Source organism: Pseudomonas sp. W5-36 (genome assembly GCF_046540455.1).
Lineage (GTDB): Bacteria > Pseudomonadota > Gammaproteobacteria > Pseudomonadales > Pseudomonadaceae > Aquipseudomonas > Aquipseudomonas graminis_B.
In genome coordinates this window covers 26,875-48,474 of the sequence record NZ_JAXCIQ010000009.1, presented here as the reverse complement: position 1 = coordinate 48,474, position 21,600 = coordinate 26,875, and the positions used below count along the sequence as shown (strand labels likewise).

16 protein-coding genes are annotated in these 21,600 nt (G+C 59.2%); 11 read left to right on the top strand and 5 right to left on the bottom strand.

All coding sequences use genetic code 11. The features are described 5' to 3' along the window. The first annotated feature begins 307 nt into the window (after positions 1-307). The 5 genes from SLW74_RS16115 (at position 308) to SLW74_RS16095 (ending at position 5,699) form a co-directional block, all read left to right on the top strand. The gene (locus SLW74_RS16115; protein ID WP_410929484.1) at positions 308-1,456 is read left to right on the top strand and encodes an FAD-dependent monooxygenase; all 1,149 of its coding nucleotides are present in this window, start codon (positions 308-310) and stop codon (positions 1,454-1,456) included. Next, positions 1,453-2,271 carry an alpha/beta fold hydrolase gene (locus tag SLW74_RS16110; protein ID WP_410929483.1) on the top strand — a complete coding sequence of 273 codons (819 nt, stop codon included), beginning with the start codon at positions 1,453-1,455 and terminating at the stop codon, positions 2,269-2,271. The genes SLW74_RS16115 and SLW74_RS16110 overlap by 4 nt, the downstream gene beginning before the upstream one ends. Before the next feature lie 35 nt (positions 2,272-2,306). After that, positions 2,307-2,954: an N-carbamoylsarcosine amidohydrolase gene (locus SLW74_RS16105; protein ID WP_410929482.1), complete on the top strand. Its 648-nt coding sequence runs from the start codon at positions 2,307-2,309 to the stop codon at positions 2,952-2,954. Positions 2,955-3,118: 164 nt separating this feature from the next. Further along, positions 3,119-4,432 (top strand): MFS transporter, encoded by a 1,314-nt coding sequence (locus SLW74_RS16100; RefSeq protein WP_410929481.1) that lies wholly within the window; start codon positions 3,119-3,121, stop codon positions 4,430-4,432. A 190-nt stretch (positions 4,433-4,622) separates the two neighbouring features. After that, positions 4,623-5,699, top strand: coding sequence for a nucleoside hydrolase (locus SLW74_RS16095; RefSeq protein WP_410929480.1), 1,077 nt, complete (start codon positions 4,623-4,625; stop codon positions 5,697-5,699). A gap of 53 nt (positions 5,700-5,752) precedes the next feature. Here SLW74_RS16095 and SLW74_RS16090 read toward each other — a convergent pair whose 3' ends face one another. Continuing rightward, the gene (locus SLW74_RS16090) at positions 5,753-6,730 is read right to left on the bottom strand and encodes an aldo/keto reductase (protein WP_410929479.1); all 978 of its coding nucleotides are present in this window, start codon (positions 6,728-6,730) and stop codon (positions 5,753-5,755) included. A gap of 337 nt (positions 6,731-7,067) precedes the next feature. Between SLW74_RS16090 and SLW74_RS16085 the strand changes: the two genes are divergently transcribed. Further along, on the top strand, positions 7,068-7,403 hold the full coding sequence (locus SLW74_RS16085; RefSeq protein WP_410929478.1) for a hypothetical protein: 336 nt from the start codon (positions 7,068-7,070) through the stop codon (positions 7,401-7,403). A gap of 65 nt (positions 7,404-7,468) precedes the next feature. Here the strand turns inward: SLW74_RS16085 and ligD are convergent, their stop codons facing one another. Continuing rightward, positions 7,469-10,144 (bottom strand): DNA ligase D, encoded by a 2,676-nt coding sequence (ligD, locus tag SLW74_RS16080; protein ID WP_410929477.1) that lies wholly within the window; start codon positions 10,142-10,144, stop codon positions 7,469-7,471. 60 nt (positions 10,145-10,204) lie between these two features. Beyond that, complete coding sequence (locus SLW74_RS16075) at positions 10,205-11,122, bottom strand: Ku protein (protein ID WP_065989284.1); 918 nt, start codon at positions 11,120-11,122, stop codon at positions 10,205-10,207. 286 nt (positions 11,123-11,408) lie between these two features. Between SLW74_RS16075 and SLW74_RS16070 the strand changes: the two genes are divergently transcribed. Further along, positions 11,409-12,593, top strand: coding sequence for an MFS transporter (locus tag SLW74_RS16070; protein WP_410929476.1), 1,185 nt, complete (start codon positions 11,409-11,411; stop codon positions 12,591-12,593). A 103-nt stretch (positions 12,594-12,696) separates the two neighbouring features. Here the strand turns inward: SLW74_RS16070 and SLW74_RS16065 are convergent, their stop codons facing one another. Together SLW74_RS16065 and SLW74_RS16060 are read right to left on the bottom strand one after the other, a co-directional pair. Continuing rightward, positions 12,697-12,867, bottom strand: a complete 171-nt coding sequence (locus SLW74_RS16065; protein WP_410929475.1) for a hypothetical protein — start codon at positions 12,865-12,867, stop codon at positions 12,697-12,699. A gap of 229 nt (positions 12,868-13,096) precedes the next feature. After that, positions 13,097-13,831: an alpha/beta hydrolase gene (locus tag SLW74_RS16060; protein WP_410929474.1), complete on the bottom strand. Its 735-nt coding sequence runs from the start codon at positions 13,829-13,831 to the stop codon at positions 13,097-13,099. 228 nt (positions 13,832-14,059) lie between these two features. Here SLW74_RS16060 and SLW74_RS16055 point away from each other — a divergent pair, with 228 nt between their 5' ends. The 4 genes from SLW74_RS16055 to SLW74_RS16040 all read left to right on the top strand — a co-directional run bounded on the left by SLW74_RS16055 (position 14,060) and on the right by SLW74_RS16040 (position 21,488). After that, entirely contained in the window at positions 14,060-14,503 is a 444-nt protein-coding gene (locus tag SLW74_RS16055; protein WP_065989270.1) for a hemerythrin domain-containing protein, read from the top strand. Positions 14,504-14,918: 415 nt separating this feature from the next. Beyond that, positions 14,919-19,676, top strand: a complete 4,758-nt coding sequence (locus SLW74_RS16050) for an RHS repeat-associated core domain-containing protein (protein ID WP_410929473.1) — start codon at positions 14,919-14,921, stop codon at positions 19,674-19,676. 15 nt (positions 19,677-19,691) lie between these two features. Beyond that, the gene (locus SLW74_RS16045) at positions 19,692-20,330 is read left to right on the top strand and encodes a hypothetical protein (protein WP_410929472.1); all 639 of its coding nucleotides are present in this window, start codon (positions 19,692-19,694) and stop codon (positions 20,328-20,330) included. A 159-nt stretch (positions 20,331-20,489) separates the two neighbouring features. Further along, positions 20,490-21,488: an ankyrin repeat domain-containing protein gene (locus SLW74_RS16040; protein ID WP_410929471.1), complete on the top strand. Its 999-nt coding sequence runs from the start codon at positions 20,490-20,492 to the stop codon at positions 21,486-21,488. Positions 21,489-21,600: the final 112 nt, after the last annotated feature.

Sequence of the window (21,600 nt, the reverse complement as noted above, 5' to 3'; positions counted from 1 at the left end):
GCGCATCAGACCAGTGCATTTTTTAAAGCGTACACACTTGTTTAAAGCGATAAGACATCAATCCGGACGCCGCTGCAATAGGCACGCCACTCTGTTACCTAACCACACAGATACCCGCATATATGGGTTACAGCGAGTGACATGTCTGTTTGCGACACCTCCGGCCGTTTCTGGAAATATCGGTTCACTTTTAAAAATATCAGCGTATACACTTTAAAAACCCAGCGACGCGACAGCCCTTCTTCGCCTCGCCGTCATCCAGAGCTCCTGTCATTCAGAGCTCATGAAACACAAAGGAATGCGCGCCATGCCAACCACGCAAAAAATCGCCATCGTCGGATCCGGTCTGGGGGGCGCTGCGGCTGCAACGCTGTTGCAGAAAGCCGGTTTCCACGTCGACATCTACGAGCAGGCCCCCGCGTTTTCACGCATCGGTGCCGGGATCCACATGGGCCCGAACATCATGAAAATCTTCCGGCGCATGGGCATCGAGCAACAGCTGAGCGACATGGGTTCGCACCCGGATTTCTGGTTCAGCCGCGACGGTGCGACCGGCGACTACCTGTCGCGCATCGCCCTGGGCGAGTTCTCCCTCAAAGAGTACGGCGCGGCCTACATCACCGTGCACCGCGGGGACTTGCATGCGCTGCAAATGTCGACGCTGGCGCCCGGCAGCGTGCATTTCAGCAAATGCCTGACCACGCTGGAGGAACGCGACAACGGCGTGCGCCTGAACTTTGCCGACGGCACCCGCGCCGATGCGGACATCGTGATCGGCGCCGACGGCATCAATTCGAAGATCCGCGAAGAACTGCTGGGCCATGAGAAACCGCTGTACAGCGGCTGGGTCGCCCACCGTGCGCTGATCCCCAGCGAGGTACTCACCAAGTACAACCTGGAGTTCGAGAACTGCGTGAAATGGTGGAGCGAGGACCGTCACATGATGGTTTATCACACCACCGGCAAGCGCGATGAGTACTACTACGTCACGGGCGTACCCCATGCGGCGTGGGATTTCGAGGGCAACTGGGTCGACAGCAGCCGGGACGAAATGTACGAAGCCTTCGCCGGCTACCACCCCACCGTGCAGGCCCTGATCGAGTCCACCGACAGCGTGACCAAGTGGCCGCTGCTCAACCGGAACCCGCTGCCCCTGTGGAGTCGAGGCCGCCTCGTTTTGCTCGGCGATGCCTGCCACCCGATGAAGCCGCACATGGCCCAGGGCGCCGGCATGGCCATTGAAGACGCCGCGATGCTCACCCGCTGCCTGCAGGAAACCGGCCTCAGCGACTACCGCACCGCGTTCCAGCTCTACGAAACCAATCGCAAGGAACGCGCCTCTCGCGTGCAAGCGGTTTCCAACGCCAACACCTGGCTGCGCACCCAGGAAGATCCGGCCTGGGTCTACGGCTATGACTTGTACGGCCAGGCGCTGAAATCGGGGGTGGCGGCGTGAGCACATTCATTCATGGCGGCAACGTCCAGGCCAACGGTATCCGTCAGCATTACCTGCGCTACGGCGGCGACACGCATTCGGGCAAACCGGCGCTGATCCTGATCCCGGGCATCACCAGCCCGGCGATCACCTGGGGTTTCGTTGCCGAACGTCTGGGCCAGTCTTTCGACACCTACGTGCTGGATGCCAGGGGTCGCGGGCTTTCTTCCACGGGGCCGGATCTGGATTACAGCGTCGACACCTGCGCCGATGACATCGGTGCGTTCGCCGCCGCCATGGGCATCGATAGCTACCACCTGGCCGGTCACTCGATGGGCGCGCGTTTTGCCGTACGGGCGTCGATTCGTTGTTCCCAAGGACTGAAAAGCCTGGTGCTGATCGATCCACCGGTGTCCGGTCCGGGGCGTCGTGAATACCCGGCCAAGTTGCCGTGGTACGTCGATTCGATCCGCCAGTCGCAACAGGGCATGAGCGCCGAGGACATGCGCACGTTCTGCCCGACCTGGACCGAGGAGCAGTTGCAGTTGCGTGCCGAGTGGCTACACACCTGCTACGAACCGGCAATCGTCCGCGCCTTCAATGACTTCCATGACGTGGATTTCCATCAGGACCTGCCGAATCTTCCGGTCCCTGCCCTGCTCATCGTCGCTGAGCGTGGGGGTGTGATTCAGGCGGAAGACGAGGCCGAGATCCGACAGCTGCAACCGAACATTCTGATCGCGCGGGTGGAAAACGCCGGGCACATGATTCCGTGGGACAACCTGCCGGGATTCTTTGCCGCGTTCGGGGATTTTCTCGGCACGCCGCTCACTTAACGGCCTTCGCTTAATACGATGAACAGGAGAACCCAATGACCGATTCACAAAGCGCGGACGCCAACTATCAGGGCGTCTGGGGCAATCGCATCGGTTTTGGTGCGAAACCGGCCCTGTTGATGATCGATTTCATGCAGGGCTACACCCACCCCGGTGCACCTTTGTATGCGCCGGGCGTGGTCAGCGCCGTGGCCGAAAGCGTTGAGCTGCTGGCCTGCGCGCGGGAACACGGCATCCCGGTGGTGCACACCAATATCCGCTACCACCCCACGCATTTCGCGGACGGCGGCATGTGGGTGAGAAAAGCGCCGGTGATGAAGGACATGGTCGAAGGCAATCCGCTGGCCGCGTTCTGCGAGGCCGTGCAGCCATTGCCCGAAGAGGTCGTCATCAGTAAGCAGTACGCCAGTTCATTCTTCGGCACCTCACTGGCATCAATGCTGCACGCACAGGGGATCGACACCGTCGTGCTGGCCGGTTGCTCCACCAGCGGCTGCATCCGGGCGACTGCGGTGGATGCCGTGCAGCACGGTTTCCGGACCATCGTCGTGCGCGAATGCGTGGGCGACCGTCACCCCGATCCCCATGAAGCGAACCTGTTCGACATCGACAGCAAGTACGGGGATGTGGTTGGTAAGCAGGAAGCCATTGAGCAGTTGCGGGCCGTGAGCTCCAAGCGTTAAGCCGCAAGCTGCAAGTGAAGCGCACGCGTTCCCCTCTTGCAGCTTGAAGCTTGTGGCTTGCCGCTGAAGTTCGCAGCCTGCCTCACCCATATCAGAACACCGCAAACACAGGCAAAATCAGCCGCCGCCGCGCTCACCGGTCGAAGAACCGCCAGGAGACACCCATGCCCTCTGCGAATGTAGAAACCTCCGCGAACTTAACCGCGGACCCGATCAAAGCGCTGTACACCAAGATCACCTGGAAGCTCATCCCCTTCCTGTGTTTCTGCTACCTGGCCGCGTACCTGGACCGCATCAACATCGGCTTCGCCAAGCTGCAGATGCTCGACCAGTTGTACTTCAGCGAGACCGCGTTCGGGCTCGGCGCCGGGCTGTTTTTCGTCGGTTATATCCTGTTCGAAGTGCCGAGCAACCTGGTGCTGGAAAAGGTCGGCGCGAAAATCTGGATCGCGCGGATCATGATCACCTGGGGCTTGCTGTCGTCCTGCACGCTGTTCGTCAGCACGCCGACGCAGTTCTACGTGCTGCGCTTTTTGCTCGGCGCCGCTGAAGCGGGCTTTCTGCCGGGGGTGCTGTTTTACCTGACCACCTGGTTCCCGACCTATCGCCGGGGTCGCATCATCGCGCTGTTCATGATCGGCCTGCCGCTTTCCAGCGTTATCGGCGGCCCGCTGTCGGGCTGGATCATGGGCCATTTCGACCAGACGGCCGGGCTGCGGGGCTGGCAGTGGCTGTTCTTGATCGAGGGCATTCCCAGCGTGCTGCTGGGGGTGATGACGTTCTGGGCGCTGCCGAATAACCCGAAAGAAGCCAAATGGCTGAACGGCGCCGAGCAAACCTTGCTGGAAGGCGAACTGCGCCTGGACGATGCCGAGGGCAAGGACAGTAAGCACAGCTTTCGCGACGGTTTTTTCAATCTGAAAGTGTGGATGCTGGGCGGCATCGATTTCTCGATCTTGCTCAGCGCCTACGCCATGGGTTTCTGGATGCCGACGTTCATCAAGAACGCCGGGGTCACCGACACCTTCCACATCGGCGTGTTGACGGCATTGCCCAGCGTGGCGGCGCTGATCGGCATGCTGATGATCGGCGCCAGCTCCGACCGTCGTCGTGAACGTCGCTGGCACATCATCGTGCCGTTCTGGATCGGCGCCGTGGCCATGGCCGCCAGCCCGTTCTTCACCCATAACCTGGTCGCGACCGTCGCGCTGTTCGCCGTGGCGTCGGCCGCGATCATTGGCGCCGTGCCGGTGTTCTTCAGCCTGCCGGCCACATTCCTCAAAGGCCGGGCGGCAGCGACAGGGTTTGCGTTGGCCTGCTCGCTGGCGAACGTTGCGGGATTGGTGAGCAACTCGATGATGGGCATCGCCATCGACGTCACCGGCAGCAGCGCCGGGGCGTTGTGGTTCTTTGCCGGGTGCCTGATTCTGAGCAGTTTTCTGGTGGTGGCGTTGCCGGCGAGGCTGGTGAACAGATAATCAGATCTAAATCCTGTAGGAGCGTGGCTTGTCCCGCGATCGGCGACGCAGTCGTCGTGTATCCGGTAGATGCGGTGTATCAGGTGCAAAGGGCGTCTGACTTTACGACTGCTGCGCAGCCGATCGCGGGACAAGCCACGCTCCTACACTGCTAATCGCATTCATCCAATAACAACGGTGGAAACCGCCCATGCAGGCGTTTGTGAAAAGCTGTGCCCTGGCCCTGACGCTGGGACTGTCCGCGACCTCCTTGCAGGCGGCGGAAAAGGTGATCTTCGACACCGATTTCAACGTGCTCAACGACGACGGCCAGGCCTTCATCATGCTGGCGCAACTGCACGCGCAACAGCGCATCGATCTGCTGGGCATGACCCTTGTCAGTGGCAACGCGTGGGTCGATCAGGAGCAGGTCGATGCGCTGAAGGCGGTCGAGCGCATGGGCGTGGAAAAGGACATCGGCGTGTACTCGGGCGCGGCCTACCCGCTGCTGCACGACTTCGCCACCTATGAACAGGAAAAAGCCCTGTTCGGCGCAGGCTGGCCGGGGGCGTTCAAGACCCCGCGCCCGACCTCGGCCTCACAATTGGTTTCGCCGCCGGACGGGCTGGCTACGCACACTGCATTGCGCAGTAAATCCGCCGCGCAGTTCATCGTCGACAGCGTGAAGGAAAACCCTCACGAAGTGACCCTCCTGGCCGTTGGCCCATTGACCAACATCGCGCTGGCGATTCGCAGCGCGCCGGAAATCGTGCCGCTGATCAAACGCATCGTGTACATGGGCGGCGCCATCGAGATCCCCGGCAACACGACGCCAGCGGCGGAATTCAACTGGTGGTTCGACCCCGAGGCGGCAAAAATCGTCCTGCGCTCGCCCATCGAGCACGTGATTTTCCCCAACGATGTCTGCGAAAAAGTCATCTTCGACGCCTCGGTCTACACACGCACCGTCGCCAGCAAAGGCGTGATTCCCGACCTGTACAAAGCGGTGCTGGGGCCTGAGTTCGACAAGGACCCGAATTATCACAGCTTCACTTGGGACAGCCTGCCCGCGCTGTACCTGGTGCATCCGGAACTGGTCACCGAGTCCAAAGACCTGTGGGTCGATGTCGACGCCCACTTCGGACCGGATTACGGCCGCTCCATCGGCTACAAGAAGGGCGCGCCCGTCGGCACGCAGAAGGCGAAAGTGGTGTACGCCGTGGACCAGCAGAAGTTCTGGGACGCGTACGTAGATCTGGTCACTCTGCCTGCGCCGGTCAAACGCTGATCGCCTCAGTTCGCGCCGATGATATGAAACGGCCCAACCGGCGGTAGGCAGCGTCAGCCGATCAGGGTCATCAGCTGCTGGCGCTGGGCATCGGTGAGCAAAGGCCCTCTGGCTGCCTCGGCGTTTTCCTTCATGTATTTCGGATTTCCCGTACCGGGAATCGCGCACGTCACCGCCGGATGTGAGATCAAAAACTTCAGCGCCAACTGCGCCCAGCTCCTGGCCTGCACTTCCCCCGCCCAGCCCGGCAGGGGTTTGTTGCGCAAGCGGCCGAGCAGACTGCCGCCACCAAAAGGCCGATTGCAGATCACCGCCACCCCGCGCTCACGACACAGCGGCAACAACCGCGCTTCGACAGCGCGATCGTCCAGGGCGTAATTGATCTGCAGGAAATCGAATGCCTCGGCCTTCAGCGCGGCTTCCACCTCGGCGTAGGCCGACGGGGTGTAGTGCGTCAGGCCGATGTAGCGAATGCGCCCTTGTTCTTTCCACTGACGCAGCGTCGGCAAGTGGGTTTTCCAGTCCAGCAGGTTGTGGATCTGCATGAGGTCGATGCGCTGGGTCTGCAGCAGCCGGAACGAGGCTTCCATCTGGGCAAAGCCTTCATCGCGTCCCCGGGTCCAGACCTTGGTCGCCAGAAAAGCCGACGATGGCGGCTGATGGATCGCCAGCAACTCGCCGGTAGTTTCCTCGGCGCGGCCGTACATCGGCGAACTGTCGATCACCGTGCCGCCGGCGTGGAACAGCTGGTCCACCACCGCAGGCAGCAGTTTGTACGCGTCGCTGCCGGGCTGGGCATCGAACCCGCGATACGTGCCGAGACCGATCATCGGCAATGCTTCGCCGCTGCATGGAATGTCTCGCGTGAGCATGTTCCGTTCTCCAGGTTGGCCGGGCGAAGGACCGGGTTGCAGGGCTTCGGATGCCTGCGCATGGCGACTGACGGCGTCAAACACCAGCGCCGCCGAGGCACCGGCTGCCAGGGTGAGCAGTCTTCTGCGGGTGAGCGGGTGTGGGTCGGTCACGGGCATCTCTCCGGGTCGGGCTGACGTGAACGCACAGTGATTGATCGACCCCACGCGGACGCCGTGGGTTCAAGTCCGCAGAACCATTAGCGCCTGCACTGGCCTCTTCCCGGCTAAAGCCGGTCCCACGAAAAGCAACGCGTGCATCCAGAGGCACCGGCGGCGGCGTAGGACCGGCTTCAGCCGGGAAGCTCTTGATCTGCGCAGCGCTTTTGGTCTTCACAGTCTGCCTCCGGGCAGACGCTCTTGATCTCTGCAGATACTGCGACCATCTGCGCAGATCGCGGGAACGCTGGGCAGCCCCATGCGTCACAACTCCATCTTGAACACTGGAGCACACGAAATGAAAACCGTCATCACCCTGAACGAACTCGCCAACGCCGACCTTCGCCCCTACACCGAAATCTGGCTCACCTCGCCAACCGCCGTGCGCGAACCCCACCACACCGATGACGAACTGTGCCTGTGGCGCGCCAATCAAGTCTTCTCCCACGACATGCTCAGCGAAGGCACCCATGGCCAGAACGTGATGCCCGTCTGGCTCGTCGTCGACAACATTGATAACCCCGACCAAGTCCTGGAGGTCGAAACCCAAGTGCGTGAACGCCTGCTGGCCGCCGGGCTTGAGGGAGAGTTTTATCCCGCTGAAGTGGGCGAACGGATCGACGGGGTCAAGTGATTTAACGGCGCGGTGGTGACTTGCGCCGCAGCCTGACCAACCATATCGACGCCTGATCCGATGCCTCAAGCTGGCGGCGTTGCGCCCAGGCGTTTCCACATCGGTTTGGTCAAGCGTTGGCTGTGCTTGTAACCGGCCCACGGATCCGCCTTCAGCTTGCGCAACCGCTGCTGCAGATTGGCGATGTTCCACTGCGCCGAGGACTTCACCTCAGTCAGCTCGTCACGGCTGATCGGCACCGACACTGGCAACCCTGGCCGCGCCCTCGCCGAATAGGCCACCACGGTGCTGGCGCCGCGGCTGTTGCGCAGGTAATCGATGAAAATCTTGCCGACCCGGTTTTTCGGCCCGGACGTGGCGGTAAATCGGTCCGGCAACTCTCGCGACATGAATTGCGCCAGCGCCTTGGCGAAGGCTTTGACCGACTCCCAATCGGCCCGACGCGCCAGTGGCACGACGATGTGCATACCCTTGCCGCCACTGGTCTTGACGTACGCGTCCAGGCCCAGCTCATCAAGGGTCGACAGCGTCAGTTGCGTGGCTTCGATCATGCTGCGCCAAGGCAACTGGTCGTCCGGGTCGAGGTCGAGAACGAAGTGGTCCGGCAGCTCGATCTGGTCGTAGGTCGCGCCCCAAGTGTGCAGTTCGATGGTGCCCATCTGCGCCGCGCCGACCAGTGCCTTGACGCTGTCGATCTCCATCAACCGCGCGTGGCCGGGGTCGAGCTTGGGGTCCAGCTGCTTGATATTGGGGATCGCCATGCGCTCGGAATGCTTCTGGAAAAACTGCTCGCCTTCCACGCCCTCGGGGCAACGCAGCAGCGCCACGGGACGGTGGTCGAGGTGCGGCAAAATCCAGTCGGCCACCGACTCGTAATACTGCGCCAGCTCGATCTTGTGCAGGCCGCTCTGCGCATCAATCACCCGTTCGGGATGGCTGACCATCACGCCGGCCACTTCGATGCGGTCCTTGCCTGCGCGCTTACGGGTCGGCCTGGATTTCTCGGCGCCAGCATTGTCACCGGCCCCGGACTTCTTCGCGGGCGCTGAGGCCTTGGCGGCACGGGGCTTGAACGGCGCTTTGATGTCCTTCGGCGGTATCGGGTGCTCGTGGACCACTTCGCTGGCCGGCTTGTCGCTGCGCAACGAGACAAACGCCGAATGACGAATGATGCCGTCGCGGGTCCATTCGCCGAACTCGACTTCCGCCACCAAGGTCGGCTTTATCCAGTGCACGCCCCGGGCCTGGGCGCTCGTCACTTTTTTCTCCAGGGGCGATGTGTCCTGTTCCAGCGGCTTCATCTGCTCGAGCAAGTCGCCGAGCATCTGCTGATTGAATCCGGTGCCGACCCGACCGGCGTACACCAGACCTGCGCCCTCCTCGTTCACCGCCAACAGCAGCGCGCCAAAACCGTTGCGCGCGCCCTGGGGTTTAGTGAAGCCGACAATGACGAACTCCTGCCGTAACTTGCACTTGAGCTTGATCCAGTCGGCATTGCGACTGGACTGATACACGCTACCGGCACGCTTGCCAATGACGCCTTCGAGGGACATCAGACTGGCGCTCTCGATGATGTCGCGATGGCCTGCCGAGAAGGCTTCGGAGAACCGCAGCAGGCCTTTTTTCTGTCGCCCAAGGACTTTCTTCAGCGCCGCGCGACGGTCTTCGACGGGTGTCTCGCGCAGGTCTTCCCCGTTCAGGAAAGGCACGTCAAACAGGTAATAAATGATGTCCATGCTGCGGTCGATGTCGAACGCATTCTGCAACGCCTGAAAATCCGGTAACCCGGCGTCATTGAGGACCACGACTTCGCCGTCCAGCCAGGTGCTGTCCAGCTTCAGACCGCCAATGGCCTTGGCCTGCAGCGGCAGGCGCTCGGTCCAGTCGTTGCCGTTGCGGGTGAAGAACTTCACCTCGCCATCGATGATGCGGGTCAGGATCCGGTAGCCGTCGTACTTGATCTCGTAGAACCATTTGCCTTCGGGGGGCGCGTCCATCAGCGTCGCCAACTGCGGCGAGAGTTTGGCAGGCACGCCGTTCTGTTTGGGCGACGGTGCTCTGGCTTTCTTTTCCAGTGGCTTTTTTGCGGGCTTCTTCCCGCCCGAGGTTTCAGTGGCGGGGTCAGACGCCGCCGATTTAGTTTTGGCGCGCCTGGCCGGCTTGCGCCCTTCGCCCACCATTGCGCCACTGACCACGCTTTCCGGCTTGTCGACGACGATGTCGTAGTCTTCGTCCGCGCGCACGGCGTCGTCCTTTTCCTTGATCAACAGCCACTGTTCCTTGTCGCTGTTGCCCGGCAAACGGGTCCGTACCAGCGCCCAGTCACCGGTGAGTTTTTCGCCGATCAGGGTGAATTTGAGCTTGCCCGACTTATAGGTTTCCTGCGGGTTGCCGTGGGGCTGCCAGATGCCCCGATCCCAGACGATCACGTCGCCGGCGCCGTATTCGCCCTCGGGAATGCTGCCCTCAAAGCTGCCGTAGTCCAGCGGGTGGTCTTCAACGTGCACCGCCAGGCGCTTGTTTTTCGGGTCCAGACTCGGCCCCTTCGGCACCGCCCAGCTTTTCAGCGTGCCCTCCAGCTCAAGGCGAAAGTCGTAGTGCAGATTGCGCGCATCGTGCTTGTGAATGACGAAACTCAGCGCCTTGCCTTTCTTGCTTCGCGTCTTGCCCTCGCCTTCGGCCGGCTCGGACGTGACATCGAAGTTGCGCTTGCGGGTGTATTCACTCACAGGTTTTGCCATGACGATGAACCTCTGCGCATTGGAACGCTGCATCTTTTAACGCTACAACACGACTCGCGTTCAAGAGGCCTTGGTGGTCTTCTTCCGGGGCGGTGCACGGCGCTTTGCCGGCGCATCGTCCTTGGACTCGGCTTTGCTTTTGCTGGCCGGTTTGGCTTTTGCAGGTGCCTTGGCTGCGCCGCTGCGACCGCCCAGACTGCGCTTGAGCAGCTCGGTCAGGTCGATGACATCAGCCGACTTGCGCTCGGTGTCGCCGGCGTCAGTCTCGACGTTCTCGATCTTGCCTTCGCGGGCCTTGGTTTCCACCAGCGACATGATCTGATCCTGGAAGGTGTCGCGGTACTCGTCGGCGTCCGGCGTCCACTCGGTGCTCATGTCCTTGATCAGGCGCTTGGCCATGTCCAGTTCGCTCTTGCTGAGCTTGACGTCGGTGGCTTCCTTGGGGAGTTCGAGGCTGTCCAGCCCGCGCACTTCCGAAGGCCAGCGCAGCAGCACGAGCACGATTGCCGATTCCAGCGGCATCACCGCCGCCAGGTGCTGACTGGTGCGAATCACCACATGGGCCAGCGCCACCTTGCCGGTGTCGACCAGCGACTGGCGCAACAGCGCGTAAACCTTTTCGCCGCGCTTGTCGGGGGCCAGGAAATAAGGCGTGTCGATGTGCTGGAGCGGAATCTGATCGCTGTCGACGAAACCGAAAATGTCGATGGTCTGGGTCGATTTCGGGTGCGCCGAGCGAATCTCGTCCTCGCTGATCACGACGTATCGCCCCTTCTCGTACTGCACGCCCTTGACGATGTTTTCTTTATTGATCTCCTTGCCGGAGACCTTGTTGATGCGCTTGTAACCGACCGGGTCCATGCTGCGCTTGTCCAGCCAGTCGAAATCGACACCTTGCCGGGACGTCGCCGACACCAGCGCCACAGGAATATGCACCAGCCCAAAACTGATCGCGCCTTTCCAGATTGCCCGAGGCATATTTTGTATTTCCGATGGGGGATGGGGTGTGAGGGGGTATGTGTAAGCAGTGACCGGAGCGCACGCGGAAAAGTTTCGGCCGAACGACCGGAGCGTCACTCTTATCAGGGGCTGCCCGGCTTATGGGCAGTCATGGTCTCGGGCCGCAAGCCGCGCTGATCAACGCTGCGCGATTGCCCAGCGGCCCCTTCTTAACGCAATGAAAAAGCGTTAACCTCGCGCCACTCTATTCTGCACGCCGTACCAGAGCCGTCTCTGTCAGGCCTGCGACCTCACTGGTATCCCCATGACCTCCAGTTCCCCCGCAATCCACGGCGCCACGATGACCAAGGGCCTGGCGATGCTGTTCGCCTTCTGCTGCGGCGCGATCGTCGCCAACCTGTATTACGCCCAGCCCATCATTGGCCTGATTGCGCCGGACATCGGGCTGTCCGGCACCCTGGCCAGCTTCATCGTGTCGCTCACCCAGATCGGCTACGCCCTTGGCCTGTTCTTCCTCGTGCCGCTGGGCGACTTGCTGGAAAACCGTCGCCTGATGATCGTCACCACCGGCGTCGCCATTCTCAGTCTGCTCAGCGCCGCGTTCGCGCAAACGCCCAATCTGTTCCTGATCGCCTCGCTGCTGGTGGGTTTCAGCTCGGTGGCGGTGCAGATTCTGGTGCCACTGGCCGCCAACCTGGCGCCGGAAGAAACACGCGGGCGGGTGGTCGGCAGCATCATGGGCGGCCTGCTGCTGGGGATTCTGCTGGCCAGGCCCGCTGCCAGTCTGATCGCCGACCACTTCGGCTGGCGCGCGGTGTTCGGCACGGCGGCCGCGGTGATGCTGCTGATCAGCGTGGTGCTGGCGACCACCATTCCCAAACATCAGCCGACGCACACTGCCACCTATGGCCAGTTGCTCAAATCATTATGGACCCTGCTGCGCAAACAGCCGGTCCTGCGCCAGCGCGCGTTCTATCAGGCCTGCATGTTTGCCACCTTCAGCCTGTTCTGGACCGCCGCGCCGCTGGAACTGGCAGGCAATCACGGCCTGTCGCAAAGCCAGATCGCCCTCTTCGCCCTGGTCGGCGCCATTGGCGCTATCGCCGCCCCCATCGCCGGCCGCCTGGCCGATGCCGGACACACCCGGGTCGCCAGCCTGTGCGCGATGCTATTCGCCGCATTGAGCTTTCTGCCGAGCCTGATCGAACCGGCATACGCCGTGATTGGCATGGCAGTGACCGGGGTCATCCTCGATTTCTGCGTGCAGATGAACATGGTCCTCGGCCAGCGTGCGGTTTACGCCCTCGACGCCAAAAGCCGCAGCCGGCTCAATGCGCTGTATATGACCAGCATCTTTATCGGCGGCGCGATTGGTTCGGTGGTGGCGAGCGCGCTGTATGACCATGGTGGCTGGGTCTGGATTGTCATTGTGGGGAGCGTGTTTCCGGTGTTGGCGTTGTTGGGTTTTTTGAGGAACTCACGGCCATGAAGAACGGAGCACGGCACGCGGAGGATGCTTAGACCAAAGGCGTGAGGCGCTGCTCGCCGCCCAAGAAAAAACCGCCGATTCGGCGGTTTTTTCTTGTGAAGGTTCAGCCCCTGAACCCAGCCATGGGGCCGGCGGGTTCAAGGTCTCTTTCAATCTCGAGCGCTCCGCGCAGAAAGTGCATCTGCGAGGGGATTATTTCAACAGCGCGCTTGCGCGCTTCGGCACGGAACTCAGCGATCGACTGCAGTTTTTCTCTGCGTTTCCTTGTGTTCATGAGCACCTCCCTGCGTTGGTCTAGACGGATTTCTCGACCGTTTGATTAACCAGTTCGCGCGTTTTCGACTTGAGAAGCTGATTGCGCAGAGCAGTCCCCTTTCCCTGCCTCCTCATTGCCACATTCACCGCGTACCAAAGCAGCAAATGATGACGAAAGCATCCAGCCTTCTTGCGGTACATATTTATAGCAATCGAATAAATCAATGTGAGTGCCGGCGCCCTCTGGGTCAATCAGCAGCCTTACTCTTCAACTGGCTCTGAAGCCAGTGCTTCAAGTCCGCCACCTCAGCCGTTGTAATCGTGTGCCCTGCCCCGGCGTAGGAATGAAATTCCGGAACGATCAGCAGATTCTCCAGCACGGCTTTGGCATCCGTCGCGCCAGAGTAAGCCACGCGGGTGTCGGCCGAGCCGTGGCCGATGAACACTTTCAGCGATTTCAGGCGCTCGTCGGGCTTCAGCCGTGAATGGAGGGACGCGAGAATCTTGCCGCTCAAGGGCGCGATGCCGTGCACCAGTTCCGGGTATTGCAGGCCGATCTGGTAGCTCATCATCGCGCCCTGGCTGAAGCCGACCAGGATCACTTTATCGGGCTGGGTCTGGTATTTCTCGGTGGCCTGCTGGATGAAGGTCCGCAGCAGATCGGTGCTTTTGTCGACGTCGCTGGTCACGCCTTCGTATTCGGCCTGATCGGTGTCCTGGGTGAACCACTTGTAGCCGCCGCCGTCGACTTCCTGCGGCGCACGCACGGAGAGGTAGGTGTAGCTCGGGGAGAGATCGTTTTTGATATCGAGCAAGTCGCGCTCGTCGCTGCCGTAGCCGTGCAGGAAAATGATCAGGGGTTTGTCTTTGGATTCAGCGGGCGCCGCTGCCACGTACGGCAGCGCAAGATCGGTGAGCAGCGAAGGTTCTGCGTGGGCCATGCCAGTGAACATGCACAGCAGCGCGGCGAAAAATTTCATCATGGGGGTGAGCCTTTTTTGCGAAAAACGTCGGGCTCATCATACGCAGCATGTCGCGAATGTCAGCCCGTGAGTGTTCGATCAGAGCTGTCGGCGGGCTGTATGGGAGCGGGTTTTCATCTTGGCCGGGGATGGGCAATACGTTCAGGCTCGAAGTACAACGGAACGGCCGAATACCCGTTGCGGTCTAGGGATAAGCACATCAGCCCGTCGCCGAACCAAGGAGCACCCGTGAATATTTTTGAAGCCCTGAGAGAAAGTCATGACCGGCAACGCGGCTATGCCGATGCCTTGATCCAAACCCATGGCGACAGCAAGGAACGCGTCGAAGCCTACAAACAGCTGAAAGCGGAGCTGCAGGCCCATGAAACCGCCGAAGAGCGCTTCTTTTATATCCCGTTGATGCAGTTCGACAACGGCATCGACCTCAGCCGCCATGCCATTTCCGAGCACCATGAAATGGACGAAATGATGGAAGAACTCGACGAGACCGATATGTCCAGCCCCTCATGGCTGGCCACGGCCAAGAAGCTGTCGGAGAAAGTCCACCACCACCTCAAGGAAGAAGAGCAGAAGTTCTTCCAGTCGGCGGGTAAGCTGCTGGACGACAAGCAGAAAGAGTCGCTGGCCAGTGAGTATCAGAAGGAGTACGAGGAGCAACTGGCTGAAGCCTGAGCCGCTCTGAATGCTGAAAGCCCCGATTCTTCGGGGCTTTTTTTTGGCTGCGTTTTTCTGCCGTGTGTTCTTGTTCGCGATGCGGTGTTTCTGGTGAAGACCGGCTGGGTGCTGTCTTGGCGGTGTGCGCAGGAAGTTGCGCACCCGTCTGTTGGAAATGGGGTGATTGACCGGCTGGAGGCCACGTCGTTTGTGGCGTGCAGGCGAGTGAGCAAGAAGTTGCACAGGGGTGCGCAACTTATTGCGCACTATTTCTTTGTCTTTAGGTGCGGCGTTCGCTAACACCTGCTTTTTCCTCTCTTAAGTCATTGATTTTACTTGGCTAATTCGTGACTGGCACAGCCCTTGATATCTCCGTCGCCCCCGGTTCGGCAAACACGCCCGCCGGGTGGTTTTTTGAGCACGGAGAGCATCCTTGGCGACCCCCTTAAATCTGCCCGTTGGTGGTGAGAAACGCGAACCGCAAGTGGCGATCGTTCCGCTTGATCAGATTCAGCTAGAAGACGTTGGCGCCGGTGCGGCCAACGTTGACGTCTGGCTGCAGGAGATCAGTGGCGGGGTTGTCACGCTCGAGCGAATCAAAAGCGCGGCCGGGTTTCTGCCGGTGGTGGGCAACGTCATGGCGCTGGTTGATGCGCTGAATGACATCGCCACCCTCTCGAAAAGTCCGGAGCGTGAGCTTCTGGATTGGGTAAGCCTCGGCATTAATCTGATCGGGATGATGCCAATCCCGCCCACCATGGCAGCAGCGCGGATGAGCCTTCGTCCGATGCTGTTTCTGGTGCGTCAGGAAATGCGTCGGTCGGGCAAGGTTGTGTTGGGCGATGCGCTGATCGAGATTCTGATCGGGCACCTCAATGCCACCATTGTCGGGACCCTTGATGACTTTGTGCGTCAGGCGCAGGGCAAGCTTCCCGGGATTCTCGATGGCGCCGTGGCACTGGGCGAAAGCGTGTTTATCGAGATCGCCGATGGCCTTGAGAAGGTGGCCAAGGTTGCCCACGGCGCGAGGAAGGTCGTCGGCAAGCTTGACGCCGAAAGCAATCTAAATGAAGCGGTACACCTGATCAGCGTTTCCCGCGATCAGTGGGCGTACGACCACAAAGCTTCGATTGGCAACATGTTCGCTGCGGTTGCCGAACTCTACATCGCCGCAGGCAAAGACAAGGTCAATGACGTTGTCGAGACTCTGCTGCCCGAGGCGCTGGAAACCAAAGTCCAAGGTCACGCCGACTCGTTGCGTGCTATGGGCAAAGACCTCAGGACTCAGATAAATCGTCTGGCGGATCCAGAGTTTCAGAACTCCATCGGTTCGTTGCTGCAGACACTGGCCGGCGCGGTTGTCAGTTGGCGTTCGCGCAATGGGCATGGGCAGTCTTTCAACATCAAGCCTGGCGTTACCAATCAGGCCAAGCGCCAGGCGGGTGAAGGCAAGCTGGAGGCTGTTCAGCATGAGCGGCCTGCGAAGGGGCGGCCTAACGAGCGGAAGAAATGTGCGTGCCCGTGTCCTTGTGAGTGTGCGTGTGCGGCGACGCGGAACAGCATCAGTTTTGCGATGGGCTCGGAGTCGGTCAGTCACACCGATTTCAGTCTGCCGGGGCCGTTTCCCATTGAGTGGACTCGGACTTATTGCTCGAGCCTCGATGCCTACGATCAGGACGTTATCGGCGCACGCTGGATTACGCCGTTTACGACACGCTTTGATCTCGTCGGCGATGGTTTGGTGTTTCATGACGCCGATGGGCGCAGTCATGAATTCCCTCTTCCAAAGGTCAAACTTTTTCACTTCGACGCCATTGAAAATCTGACCGTTATTCGACTCAGCAAGGATCGGCTGTTGCTGATGCGAGGGCTTGAGCATAGGGAAACCTATGTTCGGCGGGGCAAGCGCTTTGTTCTGATCAACAAGATGCTGCCCAACGGCGCCGGGGTCATGCTGCATCATGAGCACCGTCATGCTGGGCGGCTGGTGCTCTCCGAGTTGGTGACTTACTCGGAGAAAGATCTAAACAAAGTCCATCTTCGCCTGGGCACTTTGATTGATGATCAGGGGCGGTTGACCGGCCTTTGGGAAATACGTGACCACGACGTCAAACGCCAATTGTGCGCCTATCAATACGATGACTTTGGCGATCTTGTTCTGGCCCAAGACGAGAACGGCTCGGCCTGGCGTTATCAGTATCAAAATCACCTGATCACTCGCTACACCGACCGCACCAATCGTGGTTTGAACCTGCAATGGCAAGGCTCCGGCCCCAACGCTAAGGCCGTGCGCGAATGGGCCGACGATGGCAGTTTCGACACGCGACTGGCATGGGATGAAAACATCCGCCTGACCTACGTCACTGACGCTTTGGGTCATGAAACCCGGCATTACCACGACAGCCTGGGTTACACCTACCGCATTTGCCACGCCGACGGGCGTTCCGAGTGGTTCTTCCGCGATGCGGCGAAGAACATCATCCGCCACGTTCACACCGACGGTAGCACCGACCGTTATCGCTACGACAAGCTGAGCAACCTGACCGAACACACCCGCGCTGATCACAGCGTGATCAACTACGCCTACGACGACAAAAGCCATCTGCTCAAGATCAGCGATGGCGAGGGTGGCTTGTGGAAACGGGACTATGACTTTCGCGGAAACTTGGTTGAGGCGATCGATCCGCTAGAGAACGTTACCGAATACGCCTACAACTCGTTTGGTCTTCCTACTGCGATCAAGGACGCCAACGGCAATACAAAAGCGTTGGCCTACAACGACGCCGGACAACTCGTTAAGTACACCGACTGCTCCGGCAAGGTGAGTAGCTGGGAGTACGACGAGCGCGGCCAGATGGTTCGCTTCACCGACCCTGCTGGGCATAGCACGACGTACGAATACAAAGCCGGTCAGTTGGTCCTGATCAAGCATCCGGACAAAACCGAAGAACGCTTCAGCCGCGATGCCGAAGGTCGTTTGCTGGCCCACTCCGATGGCCTGGAACGCTGCACGACGTGGCGCTACACCGCTGCGGGATTCATCGCCGAACGCGTTGATGCCGCCGAACAAACCCTGCGTTACCGCTGGGACAAGCTTGGCCGGCTGGTGGCGCTGGAAAACGAAAACGAGCGCCGCGCTCACTTTCACTACGACCCGGTGGGCCGGCTGCTGCAAGAAAGCGGCTTCGACGGGCGATCAACCCGCTATCAGTACGATCCCGAAACCGGCCGCCTTGCGGAGACCATCGACGGCCAACGCACCATCGCGCTGACCTTCGACCCCGTGGGCCGCCTGACCGAGCGCCGGGCAACCCTGGGCGCAACATCCCAGAGCGAAACCTTCGCCTATGACGGCAATGGCCATCTGGTCATGGCGACCAACGCCGTCAGCAAGCTGCAATGGTTCCACGACCCGGCCGGCAACCTGCTGCGCGAACATCAGCACTACACCAGCCTGATAGAACCGCTGGTCGCCGTCTGGCAGCACGAGTACGACCCGCTTAACCACCGCGTCGCGACTATCAGACCGGACGGACATCGCGTCAGCTGGCTGACCTACGGCAGCGGTCATTTGCTGGGTATGAAGCTCGACGAGCACGAACTGCTCAGTTACGAGCGTGATGATTTGCATCGCGAAGTCGCCCGCCATCAAGGCAACAGCTTGCTGCAAACCCAATGCTGGGACCCGGCCGGGCGTTTAAACGAGCAACTGCTAGGACGCACCGACGACAAAACCACCCTCATCAAACGCGCCTACACCTACGACGCTGCCGGCCACCTCACCGACATCAACGACAGCCGCCGTGGGGAATTGAGCTATCGATATGATCCCGTCAGCCGACTAATCAATGCATCCAGCCGCCTGGGCGTGGAAACCTTCGCTTTCGACCCGGCCAGCAACCTGCTCAACGACAGCGCCGCACCCGTGCGCGGCCCTCTAGATCCCGAACCTGTCCGCAACAAACTCGTCGACAACCTGCTGCGCGACTACGCCGGCAACCACTACGAATACGACGAACGCGGCAACCAGACTGAGCGCTGGACCAACGGCCTGCGCAGCGAGCTTCACTGGGATCTATTTGATCGTCTGGTGCACTTCCGAGATTCGCGCCTGACTGGCGACTTCGGCTACGACCCCCTCGGACGCCGCCTCTACAAATTCTCGAAAGCGCACTACAAGCCACGTCCCGAAGCCGGCACAGGCTGGAACGAAAACGCACACGCCAGCAAAGAGCGCGAACTCGGCTGCGGCTTCACCCTCTACGGCTGGGACGGCGACAACCTCGCCTGGGAAAGCAGCCCCCCGCCATACGCCGGCGCCCTCGGCCGCACCGTCCACTACATCCACGAACCCGGCACCTTTGTCCCGGTGGCCCAGGCCATCCGCCACGAAACAATCCGCCTGGTAAGCCAGCCCAATTACGAGGGTCGCTACAACTTCAAAGAAGACCCGCTCTGGAACTACAAACCGGTGGCGCTGGCGATTGCTGCGTTGGCCTGGTACCAATGCGACCACTTGGGCACCCCGCAGGAAATCACTGACCAGAACGGCAACACCGCCTGGAGCGCCCAATACAAAGCGTGGGGCGAAGCACAGGAAAACCGTTCGGAGTTCGCCCAACAAGTCGGCGTGACCAACCCGATCAGATTCCAAGGCCAGTACCACGACCACGAAACCGGCCTGCACTACAACCGGCATCGGTACTATGATCCAAAGGTCGGGCGGTTTATCAGCAGGGACCCGATAGGTTACACGGGGGGGTTAAACCTCTATACGTACGCAGCCAATCCAGTCGGCTTTGTTGATCCTCTGGGACTTGCGGGTCACGAAGTAAAAGCACAAACCGCCGGACCGGACGTCCTAGCGCGAGGTGTACACGTCAATGTTTACGGACCAGGCCTATCGCCGAAGGGTGGCCATATAACTTTGATACCGGATACAGAAGGCTCGCATGTGATACTTGAGCCGGCTGATAGAGCGACACGTAACATGAGCAAATCTCACTGGCGCAAAGCATGTAAGTGTGTGGCCAGCTATCTTGACGACTCGAAAAATGTGGATCGCCTGGTCAAAGCTGCACAGGCAGGAATTTCGCATAACCCAAACTCCGGAAGGGTCACTGAGCTAAACGAGGTAGGTAGCATCTTGAAGAAACATTACACCAACAGAACAAATCCAATCTCTAAATAAAAAAATGGAGCCATCATGAAAGTATTAAACTCATCTTTTTTCGAGATCTTCTTACTCTTTTTAAAGGATGCCACAATCAAAAGCCCTGAGGCATTCGGACTCAAGAGCTTTTCACCAGACGAACTTATCGCTCACGACTACGAGCTAGCAGGCGAAGCCGATGACTATCACTTCTTTGAGCAACTCTACACTGTAACTCACAAAACAAGATCTGTAGGTATGGTATTCAAGCGCTATTTTTTTAAGGACCAACAAGTAGGGAGCGGCTTCAGAGTCTTGAAAGGAGTTAGGCTTACATCCTTACTGAAGGAATATATTATCTACAGTCAACACTATCCTGAACTTATCAAACCGCTGACGTTCTATTTTTTTCATGACAAAAAAGACGGTGCGGTAATTTTCGATGATTCACTAGTAGTGCGATTCAGCCATAAAAACCAGAGAGATGGGTATCAGGTTGAGACTCTGGAAAGTGATTATGATGAAATGGGGCTACTAAATAAAGCTGCGACCAACGCTATAAAATATACAATGGACTTTCACAAATTTGAATGGAGGGGCATTTCTCTGAAGAAGGGGTACCAGTCGTCCGCTTACCGTCGCCTAGTCAAGGCTCTAGAAGCAAACGTAGTTAAAGGGGACGGACCCCTTTGACTCACAAATTAACCATTTGCTAGCTTCTCCAATTTCCACAAACAAAAGGGAGCAGCTCTTCGATTTTCTTTAACTATTGATCCGATGGGGAGATTCACTCGGCTCAAATCCCACCACAACACAATTAACACCCTCAACCTTCACACTACGAGATATCAGATGCTTACCTATAAACTGGCCTTCAATTTCTGCAGGGCCTGTGCCCTGATCTTCGCCCTACTCTCGGGCTCAACCATGGCGCAAACTGAATCTGGAAAAGATCTAGTCCGTCAACTAGACGATGCGGTGATGGAATACGCTTATTCCAAGGATGCAGCAGACTTGGCTATCGTCAATTCGTTGCTGGCGAGCGGCGCGCGACCGGACATCAAAATCCTGTGGCATGCGACCTATTACCAACGGCTCGATCTGGTTGATCGCTTGCTCGAATTTACGATAGATGTAAACCAAACTTTCGAGACCAGCGGAGAAACCGTCTTGCTAACGGCGCTCAAGCACGGCAAAGATCCGCAAGTATCAAAGGATGAACTACACATTGTAGAAAGTTTGCTCAAGGCGGGCGCGAATCCTAATGTTTTTGCCCAAGGTGGTACTACTACGCCACTTACAGCAGCACTCGAAGCGCAGCCGTTTCCCCAGCCCATTTTGGTGAAGATGCTGCTGCGTTACGGCGCTGATCCCAAGTTGGTGAGTGCTCGTGGATTTTCCCCGCTGATGGGTAAAGGAGCTTCAAATATTGAAGTTATTAAACTGTTGATCGCAGCCGGTACCGATCCATACGGCGTCAGCTCGGTTGCTTCAACCCCCCTTCATTATGTCTGCACGCGATCTTTTGAGCTGAAGGATCAGCCAGATCCACAGGCTGCAGAGCGCATAGCCCTGCTGCACAAGAAAGGAACCTCGATTGACACCCTTTCACCTCAGCAGAGGCCGTGGCCTATTGGAACGCCATTGGCCGAGAGCGCGGTGAGTCGTAACCCCGATTGCATAAAGGCCGTGCTGGAGGCCGGTGCCAGTAAGGATGCACCAGCCTTTACGCCAGAATACGCAGCGAAATTCCCGGAGGTGAAAGGCCAAACGGTACGCGAGTATGTACTCAAATCAGCCGAGACTCATCCAACGTTATACTCCGACGCTGTCTTACAGCTATTTAAATGACGGCCACTCAACCGCGTGCTGTCCTTCGCTGATAATTGAGACATTCTGGTAATCATTCATATCTCCTAACTGGCCATAGCCCAAACCTCTCCAAAATGTTAAAGGGGCCAGT

What these genes read in the sequence shown, in the direction of transcription:
- SLW74_RS16070 (WP_410929476.1), top strand. Translation starts at nt 11,409, where the DNA reads ATGACCTCCAGTTCCCCCGCAATCCACGGCGCCACGATGACCAAGGGC.
- SLW74_RS16105 (WP_410929482.1), top strand. Translation starts at nt 2,307, where the DNA reads ATGACCGATTCACAAAGCGCGGACGCCAACTATCAGGGCGTCTGGGGC.
- SLW74_RS16045 (WP_410929472.1), top strand. Translation starts at nt 19,692, where the DNA reads ATGAAAGTATTAAACTCATCTTTTTTCGAGATCTTCTTACTCTTTTTA.
- ligD (WP_410929477.1), bottom strand. Translation starts at nt 10,144, where the DNA reads ATGGCAAAACCTGTGAGTGAATACACCCGCAAGCGCAACTTCGATGTC.
- SLW74_RS16100 (WP_410929481.1), top strand. Translation starts at nt 3,119, where the DNA reads ATGCCCTCTGCGAATGTAGAAACCTCCGCGAACTTAACCGCGGACCCG.
- SLW74_RS16060 (WP_410929474.1), bottom strand. Translation starts at nt 13,831, where the DNA reads ATGATGAAATTTTTCGCCGCGCTGCTGTGCATGTTCACTGGCATGGCC.
- SLW74_RS16065 (WP_410929475.1), bottom strand. Translation starts at nt 12,867, where the DNA reads ATGAACACAAGGAAACGCAGAGAAAAACTGCAGTCGATCGCTGAGTTC.
- SLW74_RS16115 (WP_410929484.1), top strand. Translation starts at nt 308, where the DNA reads ATGCCAACCACGCAAAAAATCGCCATCGTCGGATCCGGTCTGGGGGGC.
- SLW74_RS16090 (WP_410929479.1), bottom strand. Translation starts at nt 6,730, where the DNA reads ATGCCCGTGACCGACCCACACCCGCTCACCCGCAGAAGACTGCTCACC.
- SLW74_RS16075 (WP_065989284.1), bottom strand. Translation starts at nt 11,122, where the DNA reads ATGCCTCGGGCAATCTGGAAAGGCGCGATCAGTTTTGGGCTGGTGCAT.
- SLW74_RS16095 (WP_410929480.1), top strand. Translation starts at nt 4,623, where the DNA reads ATGCAGGCGTTTGTGAAAAGCTGTGCCCTGGCCCTGACGCTGGGACTG.
- SLW74_RS16040 (WP_410929471.1), top strand. Translation starts at nt 20,490, where the DNA reads ATGCTTACCTATAAACTGGCCTTCAATTTCTGCAGGGCCTGTGCCCTG.
- SLW74_RS16085 (WP_410929478.1), top strand. Translation starts at nt 7,068, where the DNA reads ATGAAAACCGTCATCACCCTGAACGAACTCGCCAACGCCGACCTTCGC.